The following is a 19667-nucleotide window of genomic DNA, read 5'->3' on the forward strand; positions in this document are numbered from 1 at the left end:
AGCCCAACCCTAGAGGTCGCAGTCCTTCCGAAGGGCGGCTTCGCGAACGCGACCCGCCTTCGGCTCGCCGGGTGCCGTGTTCAACGGGTGCCGTGTCCACCGGGTGCCTTGCTCACCGGGTGCCTCGTACGGCGCGCGCTCCAGGGGCCAGGACCGGCCAGGCCCCGCCGGCCGCGGTCGTAGGGTTCATTTCATGGACGAACCGCTCACCGTTCCCCTGGAACTCCGGGTGCTCACCGGACCGAATCTCTACTTCCCGCGGCCGGCCGTGAAGCTCACTCTCGACGCTCGCGGGGTGATGGAGGCCGACCCCGCCACCGTCGTGGGATGGCAACGGGCGCTGCGTGTGCGGAGCACCTCGGTCGGGATGGCGGATTCTCCGGCCCGCTCCGAAGCGGCCGCCGAACTGGCCGCGGCGGTGGTGCGGCGCAGCGGCGGTGCGATCAACACCCGGGTGCCCGCCGTGGCGCGCGGTGGTGACGACCGGACGGTGGTGGTGGCCTTCCCCTTCCGCCGCCGCGGCGTCGCCGAACACTTCGGGGACGCGGTGGCGGTCGCCTTCGAGCGGATCACCCGCGAGGGCGCCGACCCGGCGGAGGCCATCGCCGAGGTCGGCTCGGCCATGGTCGGCGTCGAGCCGGGCGAGATCGTCCGGCCGTTGCGTCCCGGCGTACCGGTCATCGCCGTCACCGGTACGAACGGCAAGACGACCACCACGCGGCTGATCTCCCATCTGATGCAGGCCGACGGACGGGTCCCCGGTTGGTCGTCGACCGACGGCATCGTCATCGACGGGGTCGAGGTCGAAACGGGTGACTGGTCCGGTCCCGGGGGCGCGGCGCGCGTGTTGGCGGACCCCTCCGTGACGGTGGCCGTCACCGAGACGGCCCGCGGCGGAATCCTTCTGCGCGGGGTCGGCACCGCGGCGAACGACGTGTCGGTGGTGACGAACATCAGCGCCGATCATCTCGGACTGCTCGGCGTGCACACCGTGGAGCAGCTCGCCGAGGTGAAGTCGGTCGTCGCCAGGATCACCAAGCCCAGCGGCTGGACGGTGCTCAACGCGGACGACCCGTTGGTCCGGCAGATGCGGCTGGTGTCGAGGGCGCGGCCGTGGTTCTACTCCCCGGACCCTGAGAACCCCTATCTGGACGAGGCTCTCGAAGCCGGCGGCAAGGCGATCACCGTCATCGACGGTGAGATCGTGGTGCTGAGCCGCGGTCTCGACCCGACCAGGGTCCTCCCGGTCGCGCAGGTGCCGCTGACCCTGGCCGGGACGTCCCGGGTGAACGTCTCCAACGTGCTGGCCGCCACGGCGGCCGCCCTTGGCGTCGGCGCCTCCCTCGACGCGGTGCGGGCGGGCTTGCGGTCGTTCACCTCGGGGGCGCAGCACAACGCCGGGCGGCTCAACGTGTATCTGGTCGACAACCTCGCCGTGGTATTGGATCTCGCGCACAACGAGGCGTCTCTGGAATCCTTGCTGGAGGTGGCGTCCGCGCTGCGGCTTCCCGGTGGCTCGCTGTCCGTCGTGGTGGGCACGGCTGGTGACCGCACCGACGAGGCCATCCACGCCATGGGCGAGATGGCTGCCGTCGCCTCCGACCTCGTGGTGATCGCGGGCCGGACCAAGTACCTGCGCGGGCGGGAACCCGGCGAGATGGAGGAGCTCTGGCGTACCGGCGCGGCGGAGGCGGGTGTGCTGGCGGTCATCGAGAGGCCCGATGAGCTCGCCTCTCTCGTCTACCTGCTGGATCTGGGACTGGTGGACGGGTCGTCGATCGCGGTGTGCGCACTGGAACAGCGGGCCGAGATGGCGGCCGAGATCCTGGACCGGGGCGGCAGCCCGGCGACTGCCGACCAGATCGCCACCCGGGTCGCCGCCTCCGCCTGACCCCCGCCTGCCCCCCGCCTTACCTCCGCCCGCCCCCGCCTGCCCCCCGCCTGCCCCCGCCTGTTCTTCCCGGCGTCCTACCTCCGGCGCATACCACTCTTCCCGGCGCGTCCACCGGTGCCCATCCAGCTCCGAAATGGTCGCAGAACGGTCACTTCCGTATGCGCGGCGCGGTGTTCGTACCGGACTGGGCGGGAAGAACACCGGGATCGGGCAGGATGGGGCGATGCGCTCCGTCGAAGAACACGCCAAGGTCGTCAGCGGTCTCCTGTCCCCCAGCCCGGCCGTCGTCGTCGACCTCTCGGAAGCGGCGGGCCTGGTCCTCGCGCACGACCTGATCGCGCCCATCGATCTGCCACCGTTCCCCAACTCCGCCATGGACGGGTACGCGGTCCGCGCCGCGGACCTCACCCGGTTCCCGATCACCCTGCCGGTCTCGCAGGACATCCCGGCCGGCCGCCAGGACACCGGCCCGCTCGCCCCGGGTACCGCCGCGCGGATCATGACCGGGGCCCCGATGCCGTCCGGCGCCGACACCATCGTCCAGGTCGAGAAGACCGACGGTGGAACCGAAACCGTGCGGATCGACGACGCCCCACCGGCGGGTGTGCACGTCCGCACCACCGGTGAGGACGTGCGGAACGGCGCCGTCGTGCTGAAGGCCGGCACCGTCATCGCCGGCCCGCAGATCGGGGTGGCCGCCGCCCTCGGGTTCGCCTCGCTCCCGGTCCGCAGGCCACTGGAGGTGCTGGTGCTCTCCACCGGTAGCGAACTCGTCACCCCGGGGCTGCCCCTGGGTCCCGGCCAGATCTACGAGTCCAACTCCTACATGCTGGCCTCGGCCATCACCGCCGCCGGCGCCCACGCGACGATCGCCCACTTCGTCGCGGACGACGTCGCGGAATTCCGCGCGCGGCTGTCGGCCGCCACGGCAGGAATCGATCTGATCGTCACCTCCGGTGGGGTCTCCGCCGGTGCCTACGAAGTGGTCAAGGATGCACTGACCGGCCAGGGCGTCGAGTTCGCCAAGGTCGCCATGCAGCCGGGAATGCCCCAGGGCGCAGGGCATTTCGGCTCGATCCCGATGGTCACGCTGCCCGGCAACCCGGTCAGTTCCTACGTGTCGTTCGAGGTGTTCCTTCGCCCGGCCATCCGGGCCGCCATGGGCTATCACCAGCTGACCCGGCCCGCTCTGCGGCTGCCGTTGTCCCGCCCGGTCGAGTCGCCGGCCGGCAAGCGCCAGTTCCGGCGTGGGGTGCTCGACGCGGGAGCCGGGACCGTGGCGCCGTGGGGCGGCCCCGGCTCCCATCTGCTGTCCTGGCTGGCCGGAGCGGACGCGATGATCGTCATCGAACCCGACGTGACATCGCTCGCCGCGGGTGACCACGTCGAGGTCTGGCTCCTCGGCTGATCCTGGGGGCCCGCACGCGCGGGGGGTCGACTAGCTTGAAACCCATGAGCACTCTCGAGGACTGGCTGACCGATGCCTCCGCAGCACTCTCGCTACCACCCGGCCTGGTCACCGAACAGGTCCGTGACGACCTGCTGGACCTGACCAGGGACATCGCGCACAACGTCGCCCGCATCGCCGGGCCACTGACCTGCTACCTGGTCGGCATGGCCGTCGTGAACGGGGCCGACCCGGCGGCCGCGGTGGCGCAGCTGAAGCGACTCATCGAGCAACGGGAGCCGTCGCCGGAGGCGAAACCGACCGCCTGACATCCCGGCCCGTCATCCCGGCCGAGCGATCAGTCCCGGGTGAACTCCTCCTCCGCGCCGGCCTGGGCCACGTTGCCGATGGTCTGCAACTGATCCCAGACCGCGCGGGCCCGGTCGACGCACAGGACGACCAGGTCGCCGGCGTTGGCGCGCTCGATACCCACGGTGGTGGCATCGATCTCGTCCAGCACCACCTCGATCTCCTTGACCCGCGCACCTTCGGCCTGTGATTGCTGCGCTCCCTCGACGATCAGCGCGGCGGTCTCGCCGGGCGAGCGTCCGCGGAGCCGCTCGTCCTCGCGGACGATGATGCGGTCGAAGTGCTTCCCGGCCTGGTACCCGAGGTCGACCATGTCCTGATCACGGCGGTCGCCGGCGGTGGCGACCACGCCGATCCGTTGCGGCCGTTCGATGTTCGACAACCCGCCGCCGGTGGCGTCCTCGAAGAAGCGATCCACGAAGGCGCCCAGCGCGATCATCGCCGGAGCGTTGTGGCAGTAGTCGACGATCACCTTCACGCCGCGCACCTCGGTCAGATTCATCCGGCCGGGAGCCTGGTAGAAGGACGAGGTGAAAGATCGCAGTCCGGCCCGGATGTCGTGCAGGTGTGCCCCCGCACAGTAGGCTGCGGCCGCGGCGGCCATGGCATTCTGGACGTTGAAGATCGCCTTGCCGCCGAAGGTGACCGGCAGCAGATGCGTGTAGGCCAGGGGCATCCGGCGACGGCCGTGCACCAGCACGATCTGGTCGCCCAGCTCCCCCTTCTCCAGGATGATCGCCTTGCCGCCGCGGCGGCAGTGATCGGCGATCATCCGATTGTTCGGCCTGATGGAGAACCAGACGATCTCCCCGGAGCAGGCCCTGCGCATCTGGGCCACCAGTTCGTCGTCGGCGTTCAGCACCGCTGCCCCGTTCTTCGGCACCGCCTCGACGATCACCTGCTTGACCTTGGCGAGCTGCTCGACCGAGTTGATGCCGCGCAGACCGAGGTGGTCGGGCGCGACGTTCAGTACCACGGCAACGTCATTGCGGGTGTACCCCAGGCCTTCCCGGAGGATGCCACCGCGTGCCACCTCGAACACCGCGAAGTCCACACGGGGATTCTGCAGCACCATCCTGGCCGAGCGGGGCCCGGAGGCGTCCGAGCGGATCACCAGTCGGTCGTCGATGACCACGCCGTCGGTGGAGGTCATCCCGACCTTCCGGCCGATGCCCTTGAAGATGTGCGCGATCATCCGGCTCGTGGTGGTCTTGCCGTTGGTGCCGGTGACCGCGACGATCGGGATCCGTGATGCGGTCCCCGGTGGGAACAGCAGGTCCACCACCGGTTTTGCCACGTACTGGGGCTCGCCGATGGTGGGGTGCGTGTGCATCCGGAACCCCGGCGCCGCGTTGACCTCGCAGATGGCACCGCCGGTCTCGCGGACCGGTTGGGTGATGTCAGGGCAGAGGAAGTCGATGCCGGCGATGTCCAGGCCGACGACACGCGCTGCCTCCTCTGCGATGTCGACGTTGTCCGGATGCGCCTCGAAGGTCCGGTCGATCGAGATGCCGCCGGTGGACATGTTTCCGGTCAGGGCCAGCTTGACCATCTCACCCGGGGGCGGGACGTCGTCCATCTCGAACCCCTGGGCCCGGACGAGTTCCACCGCCGAATCGGTGACTTCGATGCGGGTCAGCACCTTCTCGTGGCCGACCCCGCGGCGCGGGTCCGAGTTGGTGATCGCCACGAGTTCGGCCACGCTGTTCTTCCCGTCGCCGAGGACGTGGGCCGGCATCCGTTCGGCGATGGCGACCATGTTGCCGCCGACCACGAGCACCCGGTAGTCCTTGCCGGTGATGAACGACTCGACCAGGACGTCGCCGCGCCGGGACTGGTCGTAGGCCTCCTCGAACGCCGCGCGCACCTCCTCCTCGGAGTTCAGGTTGATCGCCACGCCGCGGCCGTGGTTGCCATCGAGCGGCTTGAGCACCACCGGGTACCCGATCCGTTTCGCCATCCGGACCGCGTCGTCCGCGCGGCCGACCACCTCGGAGGTGGGGACCGGGAGACCGGCAGCGGCCAGCAGCCGGTTCGTCAGTTCCTTGTCGGAGGCGATGTCCACCGCCAGCGAACCCGTCATCGATGTCATCGTGGCTCGAATCCGTTGCTGCAGCACGCCGTGTCCGAGCTGGACCAGTGAGCCGGAATTGAGCCGCTGCCAGGGGATGTCGCGGCTGATGGCCTCCTCCAGGATGGCCTGGGTCGATGGCCCGAACGCCACCCGCTGGCTGGTCCGCAGGAAGGCCTCGTGCGCGGTGGTGAAGTCGAATTCGGTGTCGACGGGCGACCGCCCCTGCACCTCGGAATCCGCGTCGCTGACGCTGATCAGGTGGTTGACGAGCTTGACGGCCAGCCGGCCGGCCATCGTCGCGACCGTCTCGTCCAGGTACCCGAAGATGACGTTGTAGATCCCCCGCTCGCCGGTCGAGCGGGTCTTGCCGCGCGTCATCTCCTGACCTGCTGTGCGTTGCAGTTCCAGGGCGACGTGTTCGGTGACGTGACCGGTCCAGGTTCCCTCCACCAGCCGCTCCACGAAGCCGCCGTCGTGTCCTCGCGAGCACTGGTGGTCGTGCAGGCCGGGCAGCAGCGCCATCAACTGCTCGGTGAACCCCGGCAGCATGTCGGTCGGCGCGTCCTCGAGAGCTCCGATGTCCACGACCATGTGGATCGACGGCTCGTAGGAGTAGTAGTTGGGGCCCCGGTAGACCCGCAACTCCTTGATCGTGATCGCACGCTGCTGCTCGTGGGGAGGCTGGTCGGGGGAGGCGGATTCGGGCGATGAGGACGTGGTCATCTGGAGCCTTTCGCAGTGCGGCCGCGCCGGCGGGAGATCCCATGATCATGGCCTACCCGGTCACCCGCGGTGAAGGGCCCCGCGGCCAGGTCATGTCCGCTACGTGGAGGCCGGACGCCGGCGCAACTCTGCCGTGGTGGTGTGCGCCCCCTCTGCCGCGATTCGCCTGGTCCGGGGTCTCGAGTCCTGCGGCACGTCGGCCAGGGTGGCGATCCTCGGAGGTTCCAGCTCCGGGGTCAGTCCCGGCGCCGACAGCAGCACCCGTTCGTTCAGGTCGAAGACCGCGCCGCGGGGCAGGGTGTGCAGCTTCAGCCCGGACATCATCAGGGGTTGCGTCCCGGTCGCGGTGTAGGCCGTGGTGACCACGTCGGCCCCGTCGACGATGGTGACCACCCCCCTGCCCTTGACCTTCAGCCGCCCGGCCGCCGAGACGATGGCCGCGGTGTCCTCGTCGATCCCCACCCCCAGCTGCGCCGGATTCGCCGCGACCAGGGCCAGCAGGCGTCCGAACCTGTTGCGCTGGGTGAAGTGCTGGTCGACGATGATCCCGGACAGCAGCCCCAGACCCTGCGAGACCTGGCCGACCCGGAACTTCGGGGTCGAGCCGCCACTGCCGAACGAAACCATGTGCTCCGAGCAGATGCTGGCACCGGCCGACGTCCCCGCGACGACCGCTCCGCGCGCGTGGGCCGTCCGGATGGCCTCGCCCAGTGGCGTGCCGACGATGACGGTGGCCAGCTTCGTCTGGTTGCCGCCCGTCATGAAGACGGCCGTCGCACGGTCGACCGCGGCCGCCAGCGCCCCGTCGCCAGCCTGCTCGCGGTTCTCCGGGCGGATGCCGACGACATCGGAGACACCGAGGCCGGCGAACAGCTGGAGGTAGGCGTGCGTGATCTCGTCGCCCAGCGAGGACGCGGTGGAGATGACCACCACCCGCGCCGCGCTCCCGCCGGCCAGCCGGATCACCTCGCGCAGGATCGTCATGCGCCCGATCTTGTCCTCGGCGCCGCCGATGGGCATGACGATGCCCGGTCCGGGAGACTGATCCGACCGTGCCTGATTCATGAAGTGAACGGTATAGGCCACACCCGCGCGCCTCCGAATTCGGCGGTCGGCCCCGAGCAGGCCACGGTGATGTCCACCGGCCGGGGCGCACAGCCCGAGGCGCACAGCCCGAGGCGCACGGACGAATTCGCCGGGCAACTCCGATAACGTGTCACGGTATCGATCGCACTGATCGGCGCGTGCCCTGCGCGCCACGGGGACAGCGGTGTCGTGCGTGCCCCGCAGCGAACCCGGGACGAGTCCGTGCAACCGCAGAAAGAGCAGGCGAACAACTCGATGGCCTCCGGCCCCGTCCACCGTGACGCCGCTGCGCCCGGGTCACCCGCGCCCCGCTCACCGGCGCCCGGATCACAGACCTCCCGCCCGCCGGCCCCCCGATCGCACGCCCCCCGATCACACCTGGTCCAGCTGATCCGCAGCTCCGTGCCCCCGATTCATCGTGGTGGCCGGCCCATCGTGCTGGGCGCGCTGGCCGGTTCGCTCGGACTCAGGCTCGTGTTGCGGACGGTCGGGCTCCGGCGGTTCGGCTCGCTGATCGGACGCATCGGGCTCACCGGCACCGCTGCGTCCGCCCTGTTCTTCCGCGCGCCCCACCGGGTCACCCCGACGGATACGTCCCTGGTGATGGCTCCGGCGGACGGTCTGATCTCGCTGATCGAGCCGGCCGTGCCCCCGGCGGAGCTGGGCCTGAGCGACGAACCCCGACTCCGGGTGTCGATCTTCCTGTCCGTCCTCGACGTCCACGTCCAGCGGATCCCGGTGGGCGGCGTCATCACCAGAGCGGCGTACCGGGCCGGCAAATTCCTCTCCGCCGACCTCGACAAGGCCTCCGAGGTGAACGAGCGGAACTCGCTGGTGATCTCCAGCACGCACGGCGAGCAGGTGATCGTCACCCAGATCGCCGGCTTGATCGCGCGCCGGATCGTCTGCGATCTCGGGGCCGGTGCGCCGGTCCTCGCCGGTGCCACCTACGGCCTGATCCGCTTCGGGTCCCGCGTCGACACCTACCTGCCACCGGGATCCACCCTGGAAGTTCTCCTCGGGCAGCGGACCATCGGCGGTGAGACGGTGCTGGCGAAGCTGCCCACCGTCGCTTCCTGATGCTCACCACCGGCGCGGATCGGACCTGATGGCCACCGTCCCGGGTGTGCGCTTCCTGCCGAACGCGATCACCGTGCTCGCGCTGTGCTCGGGCCTGTCCAGCGTAGCCTTCGCCCTCCGCGGACCGCCGCAGTGGTTCCCGGCCATCGTCGCGATCGGCATCGCCGCGATCCTGGATTCACTCGACGGGCCGGCCGCCCGGCTGCTCAATTCGACCAGCCGGATCGGGGCTGAGCTGGATTCGCTGTCGGACCTGGTGTCGTTCGGTGTGGCACCGGCGATGGTGCTCTACGTGTGGAAGTTCAAGAACGAACACTCCATCGGCTACGAGTGGGTGATCTGCCTGCTCTTCGTGGTCTGCATGGCACTGCGGCTGGCCAGGTTCAACTCGGTGCTGGAGGACAGCACACCCAAGCCCTACGCGAAGGAATTCTTCACCGGGATCCCAGCCCCCGCCGGTGGTCTGCTGGCCCTGGTCCCGCTGCTGCTGTTCATCCGGCTCGACGACGGGTTCTGGACCGAGCAGTGGGTGGTGTCCGCCTGGGTGGTGCTGATCGCCTCCCTGGCCGTCTCGAGACTCCCGTCGCTGGCACTGAAGTCGATGCGGGTACCGCAGCGGTTGATCGTTCCACTGCTGGTGCTGCTGGTGGTGGTGGTCGCGCTGGAGTTCTACGAGCCGCAGCTCGTGCTGGCCATCGGCCTCGGGCTGTACCTGCTCCATCTGCCCTACGCGAGCTGGAAGTTCCAGTACCTCAAACGTCATCCGGAGCTCTGGATGGACGAGCGGTCGGCCCGCATCTCCCGCTCCTCGAGCCGGCGGATCCGGCTGTCGGTCCGCATGCCCCGACGTCGCCGGGTCGCCGGCCGTGCTCCTGACGGGACCCCGTTGCCGCCGGCCAGGCGCCGGGGCGCGATCAACCAGGTGCGGGGCCGTGTACAGGAGCGCCGCCGACTCCGCTGACGACCTCGGTCAGGCGTCGAACCCGAGACGGCGTGCGGAGCGGGTCTTCTGGCGGGTGGAACGCAGCCGCCGCAGGCGCCGGACCAGCAGCGGATCCTCGGCCAGCGCGTCCGGATTGTCGATGACGTTGTTCAGCACCTGGTAGTAGCGGGTGGGCGACAGATCGAACATCTCCTTGATCGCCTGCTCCTTGAGGCCGGCGTACTGCCACCACTGCCGTTCGAAGGACAGGATGTCGCGATCCCGGCGGGAGAGCCCGTGCGCTTCGACGGCCCCGTCGTCCGCGGCACGGTCGCCGTGCGCGGGCTGCGCGGCTGCGTTCTCCATCAGGTCCTCCCGGTAGGACTCCCGGCGATGCAGACCGGGAATCACACGCTTGTCATTCGGTCTCCCATGGTGGCACGCCCTGCGCAGTCGGGTCCAGCGCATCCGGCGTGTCAGCCGGTCGGCTCGCCGCAGCGCGGTGGACAGCTACCTCACCAGTAGCCATTCGTCACACACACCACAGCCGTACCAGAGTCGGTGCGCTCCGGTCGCTGGCCCCAACCGGGTCGGCCGCCACGACCGGCGACGGGTCCCGTCCGGGCGACCGGGCACGGGGCCGCCCGCGACGGGCAGCGGCGCGATCCCCGGCCGGGCGGGCAGGGCGCCGTGCGGACGGGGCGCCGGGCGGGCAGGGCACCGGGCGGGGCAGGGCGCCGTGCGGACGGGGCGATCCCCTGGAACCATGGGCGCATGGTGGGCTGCGACACGATGTCCCCGAGGCGCGATGGAGGGTTCAGATGAGCGCAGCACTGTTCGCCGGCGATGCAGCGCTGGTCCGCCAACCGGGAGTTGCTGTGCACCAACAGATCGAACGGTGGTTCCTGGACGCTCTCGGTGCGCATCAGCTGGCCCCCGGGGATCGGCTGCCCCCGGAGACCGAAGTGGCCAGATACTTCGGCGTGAGCCGGATGACGTTGCGGCAGGCCCTGTCCCGCCTGTCCTCCCGAGGTGTCCTGGAACGGATCCCCGGACGGTCCGGCGGCACGTTCATCGTCGAACCCACCATCGAGTGCGATGTCACCGGACTGACCGGGTTCACCGAGCAGCTGCGGCGCGCCGACATCAAGGCCAGCGCGAGGGTGATCCTCGCGCGGACCGTGCCGGCCCCCCGTCAGGTGGCTGCTGCGCTCGCGGTCGACCGGCAGTCCCCGGTGCACGAGGTCGTCCGGGTCAGACTGGCCGGCCGGGTTCCGCTCGCGCTCGAACGGTCCTGGTTCCCGTCGGCCGTGTTTCCGGACCTGCTGCGGCAGCGGCTCACCGGCTCGCTGTACCAACTGCTCGCCCGGCGTTACCAGCAGCGCCCGACCACCGCCCTGGAATACCTGGAACCGGCCTCGGCCACCATCGAGCAGGCGGGCCTGCTGGACGTTTCCCCCGGTGCTGCGGTGATGCGGATCGAACGCACCGCGCACACGGCCACCGGGCTGGCCGTCGAATACGCGACGGACCTGTTCCGCCCCGACCGGATCCGCATCTCCGTGCGCAGCAACTGGCATCAGGACCCGGCGGGTTGAGCAAGCCGTCCCCGAGTCAGCCATCCTCGAGTCAGCCGTCCCCGACCACGAAAAGGCGTGGCCGGCGGATCGAACGGTGACTCACGCCCTGATCTGCGCGCCCGACGGGTCGTAGAGGACGTCATCGGCGACCAGTCCGCCGACCCACTCGCCGAAGATGTCCACCTCGAGCTGCGTGCCGGGTGCCCAGGCCCCGCTCGGGAGGTAGGCGAAGGCGATCGACTTCCCGACCGTGTAGCCGAAGCCGCCGGAGGTGACCCGGCCGACCAGGTGGCCGGCGACCCGCACCGGCTCGCCACCGAGCACCACCATGGCCGGGTCGTCGAGCGTGAGGCAGCAGAGCTTCCGCGTCAGACCCGCATCCCGGCGGACCGACAGCGCCTCGAGGCCGAGAAATCCGCCGGGCTTGTCCCAGTCGATGCAGAAGCCGAGGCCCGCGGCCAGCGGGTCGGTCTCTCCGGTGACGTCGGAACCCCAGACGCGGTAGGCCTTCTCCAGTCGCAGACTCTCGATCGCCCGATACCCGGCGGCCACCACGCCGAATTGCTCGCCCGCCGCCCAGAGCAGCTCCCAGAGTGCTGCGCCGTATTCCACGGGTGCGTACAGCTCCCAGCCCAGCTCACCGACGAACGTGACGCGCTGGGCACGCAGCGGGATGTCGCCCACCGGTATCTCCTGCGACGTCATGAAGCCGAAGGCCCGACCGCTCAGATCCGCGGGTGTCAGCTGGGCGAGCAGGTCCCGGGCACGTGGGCCCCAGACGGCGAAACACACGTACTGGCCGGTCACGTCGGTGACCTGCACGTCGTAGCCGCCGGCCCTGGCCTGCCGCCGCAGCCAGGCCCCGTCGCGCGAGCCGAAGGCGGTGCCGGTCACCACCCAGAACGACTCGGGGCCGAGCCTGGTCACCGTGACGTCCGCCTCGATACCACCACGACGATTCAGCATCTGGGTGTAGGTGACGCGTCCGACCCCTCGGGCGACCTTGTTGTCGCACACCCACTCCAGGAATCCGGCGGCATCGGGGCCGGTGACGCTGATCTTGGCGAACGAGGACTCGTCGAACATCGCCACCGCCTCGCGGGCCGCGCGGTGTTCGACCGACACCGCGGGCGAGAAGTGGTGGCCGGCCCACCCGTTCGGCTTCGTCCCGGGGTCACCGCCGGCGGCGTTTCCACCGTAGAAGTTCACTCTCTCCCAGCCGCTCTTCTCGCCGAAGACGGCGCCGTGCTCCGTGTGCCACCCGAAGGCAGGCGATCTGCGCAGGGGACGTGCCGCGAGCCGCTCGTCGCCGGGATACTTGATGTCGTAGTAGGTCTGGTAGTTCTCCAGCACCCGCTTCAGCGTGTACGACGGTGAGCTGTACTGACGTCCGAAACGGTTGATGTCCATGTGGGCCACCTCCATGGACGGCTCCCCGGAGACGATCCATTCGGCCATCAACCTGCCGACCCCACCGGCGCCGGCGATGCCGTGGGCGCAGAATCCGGCCGAGACGAAGAACCCGTCGATCTCCGTCTGACCGAGACAGAATTCGTTGTCAGGGGTGAACGCCTCCGGTCCGTTGATCAGCCGCCTGATCCGGGCATCGGCCATGGCCGGCACCCGGATCGCCGAGTTGTCGGCGATCTCGGCGAATCTCTCCCAGTCGTCCGGCAGCAGTTTGGCGTTGAAATCCGAGGGAACCGCGTCGTAGTGCGTGAGGTCCGCGGTGAAGGGCAACGCATTCCGTTCGTACCCGCCCATCAGGAGCCCGCGGCCCTCCTGCCGGTAGTAGACCAGCAGATCCGGGTCGCGCAGGCTCGGCAGGATCTGCCCGCCAGGTTCGGGCATTCCGGCCATCGGCTCGGTCACGACGTACTGGTGGGACATCGGCACCAGCGGGATCCTGATCCCGGCGAGCCGACCGATCTCGGCCGCATGGATACCGCCGCAGTTGACGACGATCTCGGCCTCGATGCTCCCCCGGTCGGTGCGCACCCCGGTCACCCTGCCCCGATCGACGTCGATGCCCAGGACCCGGGTGTGCTGGGCGATCACGACGCCGCCGGCCCTGGCCCCCGCCGCCAGCGAGTAGCAGAGCTGGGAGGGATCGATCTGGCCGTCGGAGGGCAGGTAGACACCACCGAGCACACCCTCCGCGCTCATCAGCGGGAACATCTCGAGCGCCTTGGCGGTCGAGATCTCCTCCATCGGCAACCCGAAGACTCTGGCCCAGGCCAACTGTCGACGTAGCTCCTGGAGCCGTGCGGGGCTGGAGGCCAGCCGGATGCTCCCACTCTCCACCCAGCTCGGCGGTGCCTGCGACCGCTGCAGCTCGCGGTAGAGGTCGACGGAGTACATGTTCATCCGGGTCAGGGTCGGGTCCGAGCGCAACTGACCGACCAGGCCGGCGGAATGGAACGTGGAGCCGCTGGTCAGTTCGTCACGATCCAGCAGGACCACTTCATGCTCACCCATCCCGGCCAGGTGATAGGCGATGCTGGCGCCACCGATGCCACCGCCGATGATCACTATCCTGGCTCGCGACGGCACGCCGTCGCCCGCCGGCTCGGCACTCACCCTGATCGTCCTCCCACTCTGCCCGACCGCCGTGTCCAGACGTGCCCACGCTAGCGCCACGGCGCCAAACGGTCTAGACCTTTCCTACCGCACACCACGACGAAATCCGTCGCGAGCAGCTGACGGACCACTCGCGGCCCACGGCAGCCAGGCTGCTATGCATGAATCGCAACGGCCGCGCTGCATCGGGTCTGCGGATTTCGTCGTCCGCCGGACGCACCACCCACGGGGCTCCGGTCTAGACCGTACGGCCCCTTCTGTCCTACCATCTCGATCTGAGTTGCCCGTGATCCGGAGGTGTCCGCTTGCTCAGTGAGTCCTCGGACATCTTCGCGTTGACCGTCAGCGAGCGCCTTGACATGGTCGCCGCCCTGCGGGATCCGAACCGTCTCGTCGAACCGCTGCCGGGCGGCCTGACCAACGAGAACTTCAAGGTCACCACGGCCACCGGCACCTACGTCGCACGCCTTTCCCGCCCGTCGTCGCATCTGCTGGGCATCGATCGGGACGGCGAGTACCGGAACTCTCTGGCCGCGGCCGATTCCGGGGTCGCACCGGCCGTCGTGGCCTATGCCCCGGAGGCCGCGGTGCTGAGCATCGAGTGGCTGGAAGGGCGGACGCTCACCGCCGCGGATCTCGGCTCGACGGAGGTTCTGCGCTCGGTCGCGGAGTCCTGCCGGGCGTTGCACTCCGGGCCGAGTTTCAGTGCGGATTTCGACATGTTCGACGTCTCGAACCGATACCTGGACACGATCATGGCCCGCGGCTTCCGGTTACCAGATCGCTACCTCGATTTCACGCCGGCGTGGGATCGGATCCGTACGGTGCTCTCCATGGACGCTCCCGCTGCCGTACCGTGCCACAACGACCTGCTGGCTGCGAACTTCATCGACGACGGCGCGCGCCTGTGGTTGATCGACTACGAGTACGCCGGCAACAACGACCCCTGTTTCGAACTCGGCAACATGTGGAGCGAAGCCAATCTCGGGGACGCCGAACTCGTTGTGCTGGTGGACTTCTACTACGGCGAGCACCGACCGGACATGGTCGCGCGAGCGCGGCTGCAGGCGCTGGTCTCCCAGTACGGCTGGACGCTGTGGGGCGCCATCCAGCAGTCGGTGAGCAGCCTGGATTTCGACTTCTGGGCGTGGTCCATGGAGAAGTACGAACGCGCCGTGAGCACCTTCGAAGGACCGCATTTCGCGGATCTGCTCGGCGCCGTGGCCACCGGCCCGCGAACCGCACCGACCGCCACCGAATTCCGCTCCACCACCGAGAAGGAGAAAAGCCAGTGACAGCTACACCCGAACTGAGTGACGACGAGAAACAACTCGCCGAACTCGGCTACACCCAGGAGCTGAACAGATCCTGGTCCGGCTTCTCCAACTTCGCGATCTCGTTCTCCATCATCTCGATCCTGGCGGGGTGTTTCACCTCCTTCGGCCTGGGCTGGAACGACGGTGGCCCGGCGGCCATCGCCTGGGGCTGGCCGATCGTCGCGGCGTTCATCCTGATCATCGGCGTCTGCATGTCCGAGTTGGTCTCGGCCTACCCGACGTCCGGCGGCATCTACTGGTGGGCCAGCAAACTCGGTGGACCGAAGGCGGGTTACTACACCGGCTGGCTCAACCTGATCGGTCTGATCGCGATCGTCGCCTCCGTCGCCTACGGCTGCGCCACCTTCCTCGACCTGACGCTGGGGACCTTCAGCGCCAGTTGGCTGGCCGGCTACAGCCTCACCAGGGTGTTCATCATCTTCCTGATCATCCTGGCGGTCTCGGCCCTGATCAACATCTTCTCGAGTCACCTGCTGGCCGTGATCAACAACGTCTCGGTGTGGTGGCACGTGTTCGGCGCGGCCGCGGTGGTGCTGATTCTGATCATCGTGCCCAAGCAGCATGCCAGCCTGCACGACGTCTTCGCCAAGACGATCAACAACACCGGCATCTTCTCCGGCGCGACCAGCGGAGTCAGCTGGCTGTTCTTCGTCCTGCCGATCTCGGCGATCCTGACGCAGTACACGATCACCGGGTACGACGCCTCGGCCCACCTGTCCGAGGAGACGAAAGGCGCCTCCAACGCCGCCGCCAAGGGCATCTGGCAGTCGATCCTCTACTCGGCCATCGGCGGCTGGGTGCTCCTGGTGGTCTTCCTGTTCGCCGTCCCGTCGACGTCGCCGGACGGAAAGATGTCCGGCAGCGATTTCGTATCTGCCAACGGTGGCGGTGTCTACAACATCTTCATCCAGGCCATGAGCTCCAACTGGGTCGGCATCGTGCTGATCGTCTCGACCGCCGGTCAGTTCTTCTGCGGTGTGGCCTGTCTGACGAGTTCTTCCCGAATGCTTTTCGCCTTCAGCCGTGACCGGGCGGTCCCCGGCTGGAAGCTCTGGTCGAAGCTGAACAAGAATCGGGTCCCCGCGAACGGTGTCATCCTCTCGGCCGTGATCGCTGCGCTCATCACGCTTCCGGCCCTGGTGACGGTCCTCATCCCGATCAACGGAGCCGACGTGCCGACGCCCATCGCCTTCTTCGCCGTGGTCTCGATCGGGGTGGTCGGCCTCTACCTCGCCTTCGCCATTCCGATCTACTACCGCTGGAAACAGGGTGCGGCCTTCAAGGTGGGCTCCTGGAACCTCGGGAAGAAATACAAATGGCTGGCTCCGATCGCACTGATCGAGATCGTCCTCACTTCGATCATTGCGCTCTTCCCGACATCCCTCGGCGGGATGCCGTGGGATCCGAGCTTCGCCTGGAAATTCGTCAACTACACGCCGCTACTGGTGGGTGGGGTGCTGATCCTGCTGTGGATCTTCTGGCACGCGAGCGTGAAGAAGTGGTTCACCGGGCCGATCAGGCAGATCGAATCCCCGGTGGAGTTGACGAAGCAGCCCTAGCTGCGGCCGGCGGGTGCCGATCCCACCTGGATCCGCACCCGCCGCCGTCACGAGCGTGCGGCGGACTTTGTAGGCTCTGCACCGAAGCGGAGAGCGCGGATCCGCACGCAGCGCGAACGCCGGAATTCTCGGGCCAACGAAGGGGCACCAGCCATGACGGACCATCCCCGCAATCCGCGACTGCTGAGCCTGGACACGCTCGAGCAACTCATCGTCAGCGGCGACGTCGACACCGTCGTGGTGGCGTTCACCGACATGCAGGGACGGCTGCAGGGCAAACGACTGCACGCACCGTTCTTCCTGTCCGAAGCGCTGGAGCACGGAACGGAGGGTTGCAACTACCTGCTGTCGGTCGACGCGGACATGAACACCGTGTCCGGCTACGCGATGTCGTCCTGGGAGAAGGGCTACGGCGACATGATCTTCGCCCTCGACCTCGACACCATCCGGCTGCTCCCCCACCTCCCCGGCTCGGTGATGATCCAGACCGACCTGACCTGGCTCGACGGCGAACTCGTGAAGGAGTCGCCCCGGTCGATCCTCAAGGCGCAGCAGGCCCGCGCCGCCGCCGCCGGTTTCACCGCCTTCGCGGGCACCGAACTCGAATTCATCCTGTTCAACGACACCTATGAAGAGGCCTGGGATGCGTTGTACCGGAACCTGACTCCGGCCAACCAGTACAACGTCGACTACTCGATCCTGGGCACCACCCGCGTCGAGCCCCTGCTGCGGGACATCCGCAACACCATGTACGCCGCCGGCCTGACGGTCGAGTCGGCCAAGGGCGAGTGCAACCTCGGTCAACACGAGATCGCCTTCCGCTTCGAGGAGGTGCTGGCCACGGCGGACAACCACACCGTCTACAAGAACACCGCCAAGGAGATCGCCGAACAGCACGGCCGGTCGCTGACGTTCATGGCGAAGTTCAACGAGCGGGAGGGCAACTCCTGCCACATCCACCTGTCGCTGCGGGGGACCGACGGCAGCCTGGTCTTCTGGGATCCGTCGAGCAATCAGCGCACCCTGCTGTACGACCACTTCATCGCCGGGATCCTGGCCACCATGCGCGAATTCACCCTGCTGTACGCGCCGAACATCAACTCCTACAAGCGGTTCGCCGCGGGTTCGTTCGCCCCGACGACGGTCGCCTGGGGGCTGGACAACCGCACCTGCTCGATCCGGCTGGTCGGTACCGGCAATTCCGCCCGGCTGGAGAACCGTTTGCCCGGTGGGGATGTCAACCCCTACATGGCGATCGCCGCGATGATGGCCGGCGGCCTGTACGGCGTCGAGAACGAACTGCCGCTGGAGGACGCCCTGGTCGGCAACGCGTACACCTCGGGCAAGCCGACGGTGCCGACCAACCTGCGCGCCGCCCGGGACCTGTTCGCGGGCTCGTCGATCGCCCGGGCCGCCTTCGGCGATGATGTCGTCGACCACTACGTGCACGCCGCGGACACGGAGTTGGCCGCCTTCGAGTCGGCGATCACCGACTGGGAACTCCGCCGCGGATTCGAAAGGTTCTGACAGGACGTGTTGAACGTGATGAACTTGGACTACGGCGGGATCCTCTCCGGGGAGGGCGGCAGCACCACCCTGATCGATCCGGCCAGCGCGCTGGCACTGACCACCCTGCCCCGCGCCTCGCTGGCCGAGACCGACCGCGCGATCGAGCGGGCCCATGCTGCCTTTCCGGCCTGGCGCGCGGTGTCACCGGGCGACCGGGCCCGGCTGCTCCGCCGGTTCGCCACGGTGGTCGACGAGCACCTGGCCGAACTGGCCATCCTCGAGGTCCGCAACTCCGGCCACACCATCGGCAACGCCACCTGGGAGGCGGGCAACGTCCGGGACGTGCTGGATTACTATTCCGCCGCCCCCGAGCGGCAGTTCGGCCGGCAGATCCCGGTGGCCGGTGGCATCGACATCACCTTCTACGAACCGCTCGGTGTGGTCGGCATCATCGTGCCCTGGAACTTTCCGATGCCCATCGCCGGGTGGGGATTCGGCCCGGCCCTGGCCGCCGGCAACACCGTCGTGCTCAAGCCTGCCGAAGTCACCCCGCTGACGGCGATCCGGCTGGCCGAGCTCGCACTGGAGGCCGGAATCCCGGAGGGCGTCCTCACCGTCATCCCCGGCAAGGGCTCGCTGGTCGGGGAGCGGTTCGTCACGCATCCGCTGGTCCGGAAGGTCTGCTTCACCGGATCCACCGAGGTCGGCAAGGGCGTCATGCGCGGCGCGGCGGACCAGGTCAAGGCCGTCACGCTCGAACTCGGCGGCAAGAGCGCGAACATCATCTTCGCCGACGCCGATCTGGAGGTCGCAGCAAGAGCGGCTCCTTCGGCCGTCTTCGACAACGCCGGCCAGGACTGCTGTGCACGCTCCCGGATCCTCGTGCAGCGCAGCGTGTACGACAAGTTCATGGCGTTGCTGGAGCCGGCCGTCAAAGGTTTCCGGGTCCGGCAGCCGGCCGACGCCGATGCCGAGATGGGACCCCTGATCACCGCGGGGCAACTGGCGTCCGTCTCGGCCTACGTCGACGGCGCCGACGTGGCCTTCACCGGCAGCACGCCGGGTGGGCAGGGCTTCTGGTACCCACCGACGGTCGTCATCCCGGCGTCAGCGGCGGACCGCATCTGGCGGGAGGAGGTCTTCGGACCGGTGGTCGCAGTGCTCCCGTTCGGTGACGAGTCGGAGGCCGTCGCGATGGCGAACGACAGCGACTTCGGCCTGTCCGGTTCGATCTTCACCTCCGACGTCGGGCGGGCGATCCGGGTCGCCCGGGGGGTCGAGGCCGGCAACCTGTCGGTCAACTCGCACTCCTCGGTGCGCTACTGGACACCCTTCGGCGGTTTCAAGCAGTCGGGCCTGGGCCGCGAACTGGGGCCGGACGCCCCGGACGCCTTCTCCGAGGTCAAGAACGTCTTCATCGCCACCTGATTCCAGGTCCGCGACCGGCACCCGGCCTGCGCGTCGGAAAGTCCGGTGCGCGTCGCAGAGCCTCCCGCGCGTCGCAGAGGATCACACCGAACGACAGTTTCCGACGCGCAGCCCCGCTCCAGCCCAACAACGCCCCACT

The 19667-nt window shown here is 68.7% G+C and carries 14 protein-coding genes; 10 read left to right on the forward strand and 4 right to left on the reverse strand.

Annotation, left to right across the window (positions count from 1 at the left end; genetic code table 11):
• The first annotated feature begins 193 nt into the window (after window positions 1-193).
• From H7F38_RS24955 to H7F38_RS24965, 3 genes are all read left to right on the forward strand, one after another.
• Window positions 194-1891, forward strand: a complete 1698-nt coding sequence (locus H7F38_RS24955) for a Mur ligase family protein (protein ID WP_187092247.1) — start codon at window positions 194-196, stop codon at window positions 1889-1891.
• Between the two features lie 226 nt (window positions 1892-2117).
• Window positions 2118-3302, forward strand: a complete 1185-nt coding sequence (gene glp, locus H7F38_RS24960) for a gephyrin-like molybdotransferase Glp (protein ID WP_187092248.1) — start codon at window positions 2118-2120, stop codon at window positions 3300-3302.
• Between the two features lie 44 nt (window positions 3303-3346).
• On the forward strand, window positions 3347-3610 hold the full coding sequence (locus H7F38_RS24965) for a DUF6457 domain-containing protein (RefSeq protein WP_187092249.1): 264 nt from the start codon (window positions 3347-3349) through the stop codon (window positions 3608-3610).
• A 29-nt stretch (window positions 3611-3639) separates the two neighbouring features.
• Here the strand turns inward: H7F38_RS24965 and cphA are convergent, their stop codons facing one another.
• The gene (cphA, locus tag H7F38_RS24970; protein ID WP_187092250.1) at window positions 3640-6447 is read right to left on the reverse strand and encodes a cyanophycin synthetase; all 2808 of its coding nucleotides are present in this window, start codon (window positions 6445-6447) and stop codon (window positions 3640-3642) included.
• Window positions 6448-6546: 99 nt separating this feature from the next.
• Entirely contained in the window at window positions 6547-7512 is a 966-nt protein-coding gene (locus H7F38_RS24975; RefSeq protein WP_187092251.1) for a cyanophycinase, read from the reverse strand.
• A 243-nt stretch (window positions 7513-7755) separates the two neighbouring features.
• On the opposite strand from H7F38_RS24975, the gene H7F38_RS24980 reads away from it, so the two are divergent.
• Both H7F38_RS24980 and H7F38_RS24985 read left to right on the forward strand, forming a co-directional pair.
• On the forward strand, window positions 7756-8613 hold the full coding sequence (locus H7F38_RS24980) for a phosphatidylserine decarboxylase (RefSeq protein ID WP_255498179.1): 858 nt from the start codon (window positions 7756-7758) through the stop codon (window positions 8611-8613).
• Window positions 8614-8641: 28 nt separating this feature from the next.
• Window positions 8642-9574: a phosphatidylcholine/phosphatidylserine synthase gene (locus tag H7F38_RS24985; protein WP_187092252.1), complete on the forward strand. Its 933-nt coding sequence runs from the start codon at window positions 8642-8644 to the stop codon at window positions 9572-9574.
• Window positions 9575-9583: 9 nt separating this feature from the next.
• Here H7F38_RS24985 and H7F38_RS24990 read toward each other — a convergent pair whose 3' ends face one another.
• On the reverse strand, window positions 9584-9901 hold the full coding sequence (locus H7F38_RS24990; protein WP_187094982.1) for a DUF3263 domain-containing protein: 318 nt from the start codon (window positions 9899-9901) through the stop codon (window positions 9584-9586).
• 455 nt (window positions 9902-10356) lie between these two features.
• On the opposite strand from H7F38_RS24990, the gene H7F38_RS24995 reads away from it, so the two are divergent.
• Window positions 10357-11133 carry a GntR family transcriptional regulator gene (locus H7F38_RS24995; protein ID WP_187092253.1) on the forward strand — a complete coding sequence of 259 codons (777 nt, stop codon included), beginning with the start codon at window positions 10357-10359 and terminating at the stop codon, window positions 11131-11133.
• An 81-nt stretch (window positions 11134-11214) separates the two neighbouring features.
• On the opposite strand, the gene H7F38_RS25000 is transcribed toward H7F38_RS24995, so the two are convergent.
• Entirely contained in the window at window positions 11215-13695 is a 2481-nt protein-coding gene (locus H7F38_RS25000) for an FAD-dependent oxidoreductase (RefSeq protein WP_222618321.1), read from the reverse strand.
• Window positions 13696-14000: 305 nt separating this feature from the next.
• Here H7F38_RS25000 and H7F38_RS25005 point away from each other — a divergent pair, with 305 nt between their 5' ends.
• The 4 genes from H7F38_RS25005 to H7F38_RS25020 all read left to right on the forward strand — a co-directional run bounded on the left by H7F38_RS25005 (window position 14001) and on the right by H7F38_RS25020 (window position 19528).
• Entirely contained in the window at window positions 14001-14990 is a 990-nt protein-coding gene (locus H7F38_RS25005) for a choline kinase family protein (protein WP_187092254.1), read from the forward strand.
• Window positions 14987-16591: an amino acid permease gene (locus tag H7F38_RS25010; RefSeq protein ID WP_187092255.1), complete on the forward strand. Its 1605-nt coding sequence runs from the start codon at window positions 14987-14989 to the stop codon at window positions 16589-16591. The genes H7F38_RS25005 and H7F38_RS25010 overlap by 4 nt, the downstream gene beginning before the upstream one ends.
• Window positions 16592-16744: 153 nt before the next feature.
• Window positions 16745-18118: a glutamine synthetase family protein gene (locus tag H7F38_RS25015; RefSeq protein WP_187092256.1), complete on the forward strand. Its 1374-nt coding sequence runs from the start codon at window positions 16745-16747 to the stop codon at window positions 18116-18118.
• Between the two features lie 18 nt (window positions 18119-18136).
• Entirely contained in the window at window positions 18137-19528 is a 1392-nt protein-coding gene (locus H7F38_RS25020) for an aldehyde dehydrogenase (protein WP_187094983.1), read from the forward strand.
• The last annotated feature ends 139 nt before the right edge of the window (window positions 19529-19667 follow it).

The sequence above is a fragment of the Nakamurella sp. PAMC28650 genome, assembly GCF_014303395.1.
Taxonomy (GTDB): domain Bacteria; phylum Actinomycetota; class Actinomycetes; order Mycobacteriales; family Nakamurellaceae; genus Nakamurella.

What these genes read in the sequence shown, in the direction of transcription:
- H7F38_RS25015 (WP_187092256.1), top strand. Translation starts at nt 16,745, where the DNA reads ATGACGGACCATCCCCGCAATCCGCGACTGCTGAGCCTGGACACGCTC.
- cphA (WP_187092250.1), bottom strand. Translation starts at nt 6,447, where the DNA reads ATGACCACGTCCTCATCGCCCGAATCCGCCTCCCCCGACCAGCCTCCC.
- H7F38_RS24965 (WP_187092249.1), top strand. Translation starts at nt 3,347, where the DNA reads ATGAGCACTCTCGAGGACTGGCTGACCGATGCCTCCGCAGCACTCTCG.
- H7F38_RS24955 (WP_187092247.1), top strand. Translation starts at nt 194, where the DNA reads ATGGACGAACCGCTCACCGTTCCCCTGGAACTCCGGGTGCTCACCGGA.
- H7F38_RS24985 (WP_187092252.1), top strand. Translation starts at nt 8,642, where the DNA reads ATGGCCACCGTCCCGGGTGTGCGCTTCCTGCCGAACGCGATCACCGTG.
- H7F38_RS24995 (WP_187092253.1), top strand. Translation starts at nt 10,357, where the DNA reads ATGAGCGCAGCACTGTTCGCCGGCGATGCAGCGCTGGTCCGCCAACCG.
- H7F38_RS24990 (WP_187094982.1), bottom strand. Translation starts at nt 9,901, where the DNA reads ATGGAGAACGCAGCCGCGCAGCCCGCGCACGGCGACCGTGCCGCGGAC.
- H7F38_RS25020 (WP_187094983.1), top strand. Translation starts at nt 18,137, where the DNA reads ATGAACTTGGACTACGGCGGGATCCTCTCCGGGGAGGGCGGCAGCACC.
- glp (WP_187092248.1), top strand. Translation starts at nt 2,118, where the DNA reads ATGCGCTCCGTCGAAGAACACGCCAAGGTCGTCAGCGGTCTCCTGTCC.
- H7F38_RS24975 (WP_187092251.1), bottom strand. Translation starts at nt 7,512, where the DNA reads ATGAATCAGGCACGGTCGGATCAGTCTCCCGGACCGGGCATCGTCATG.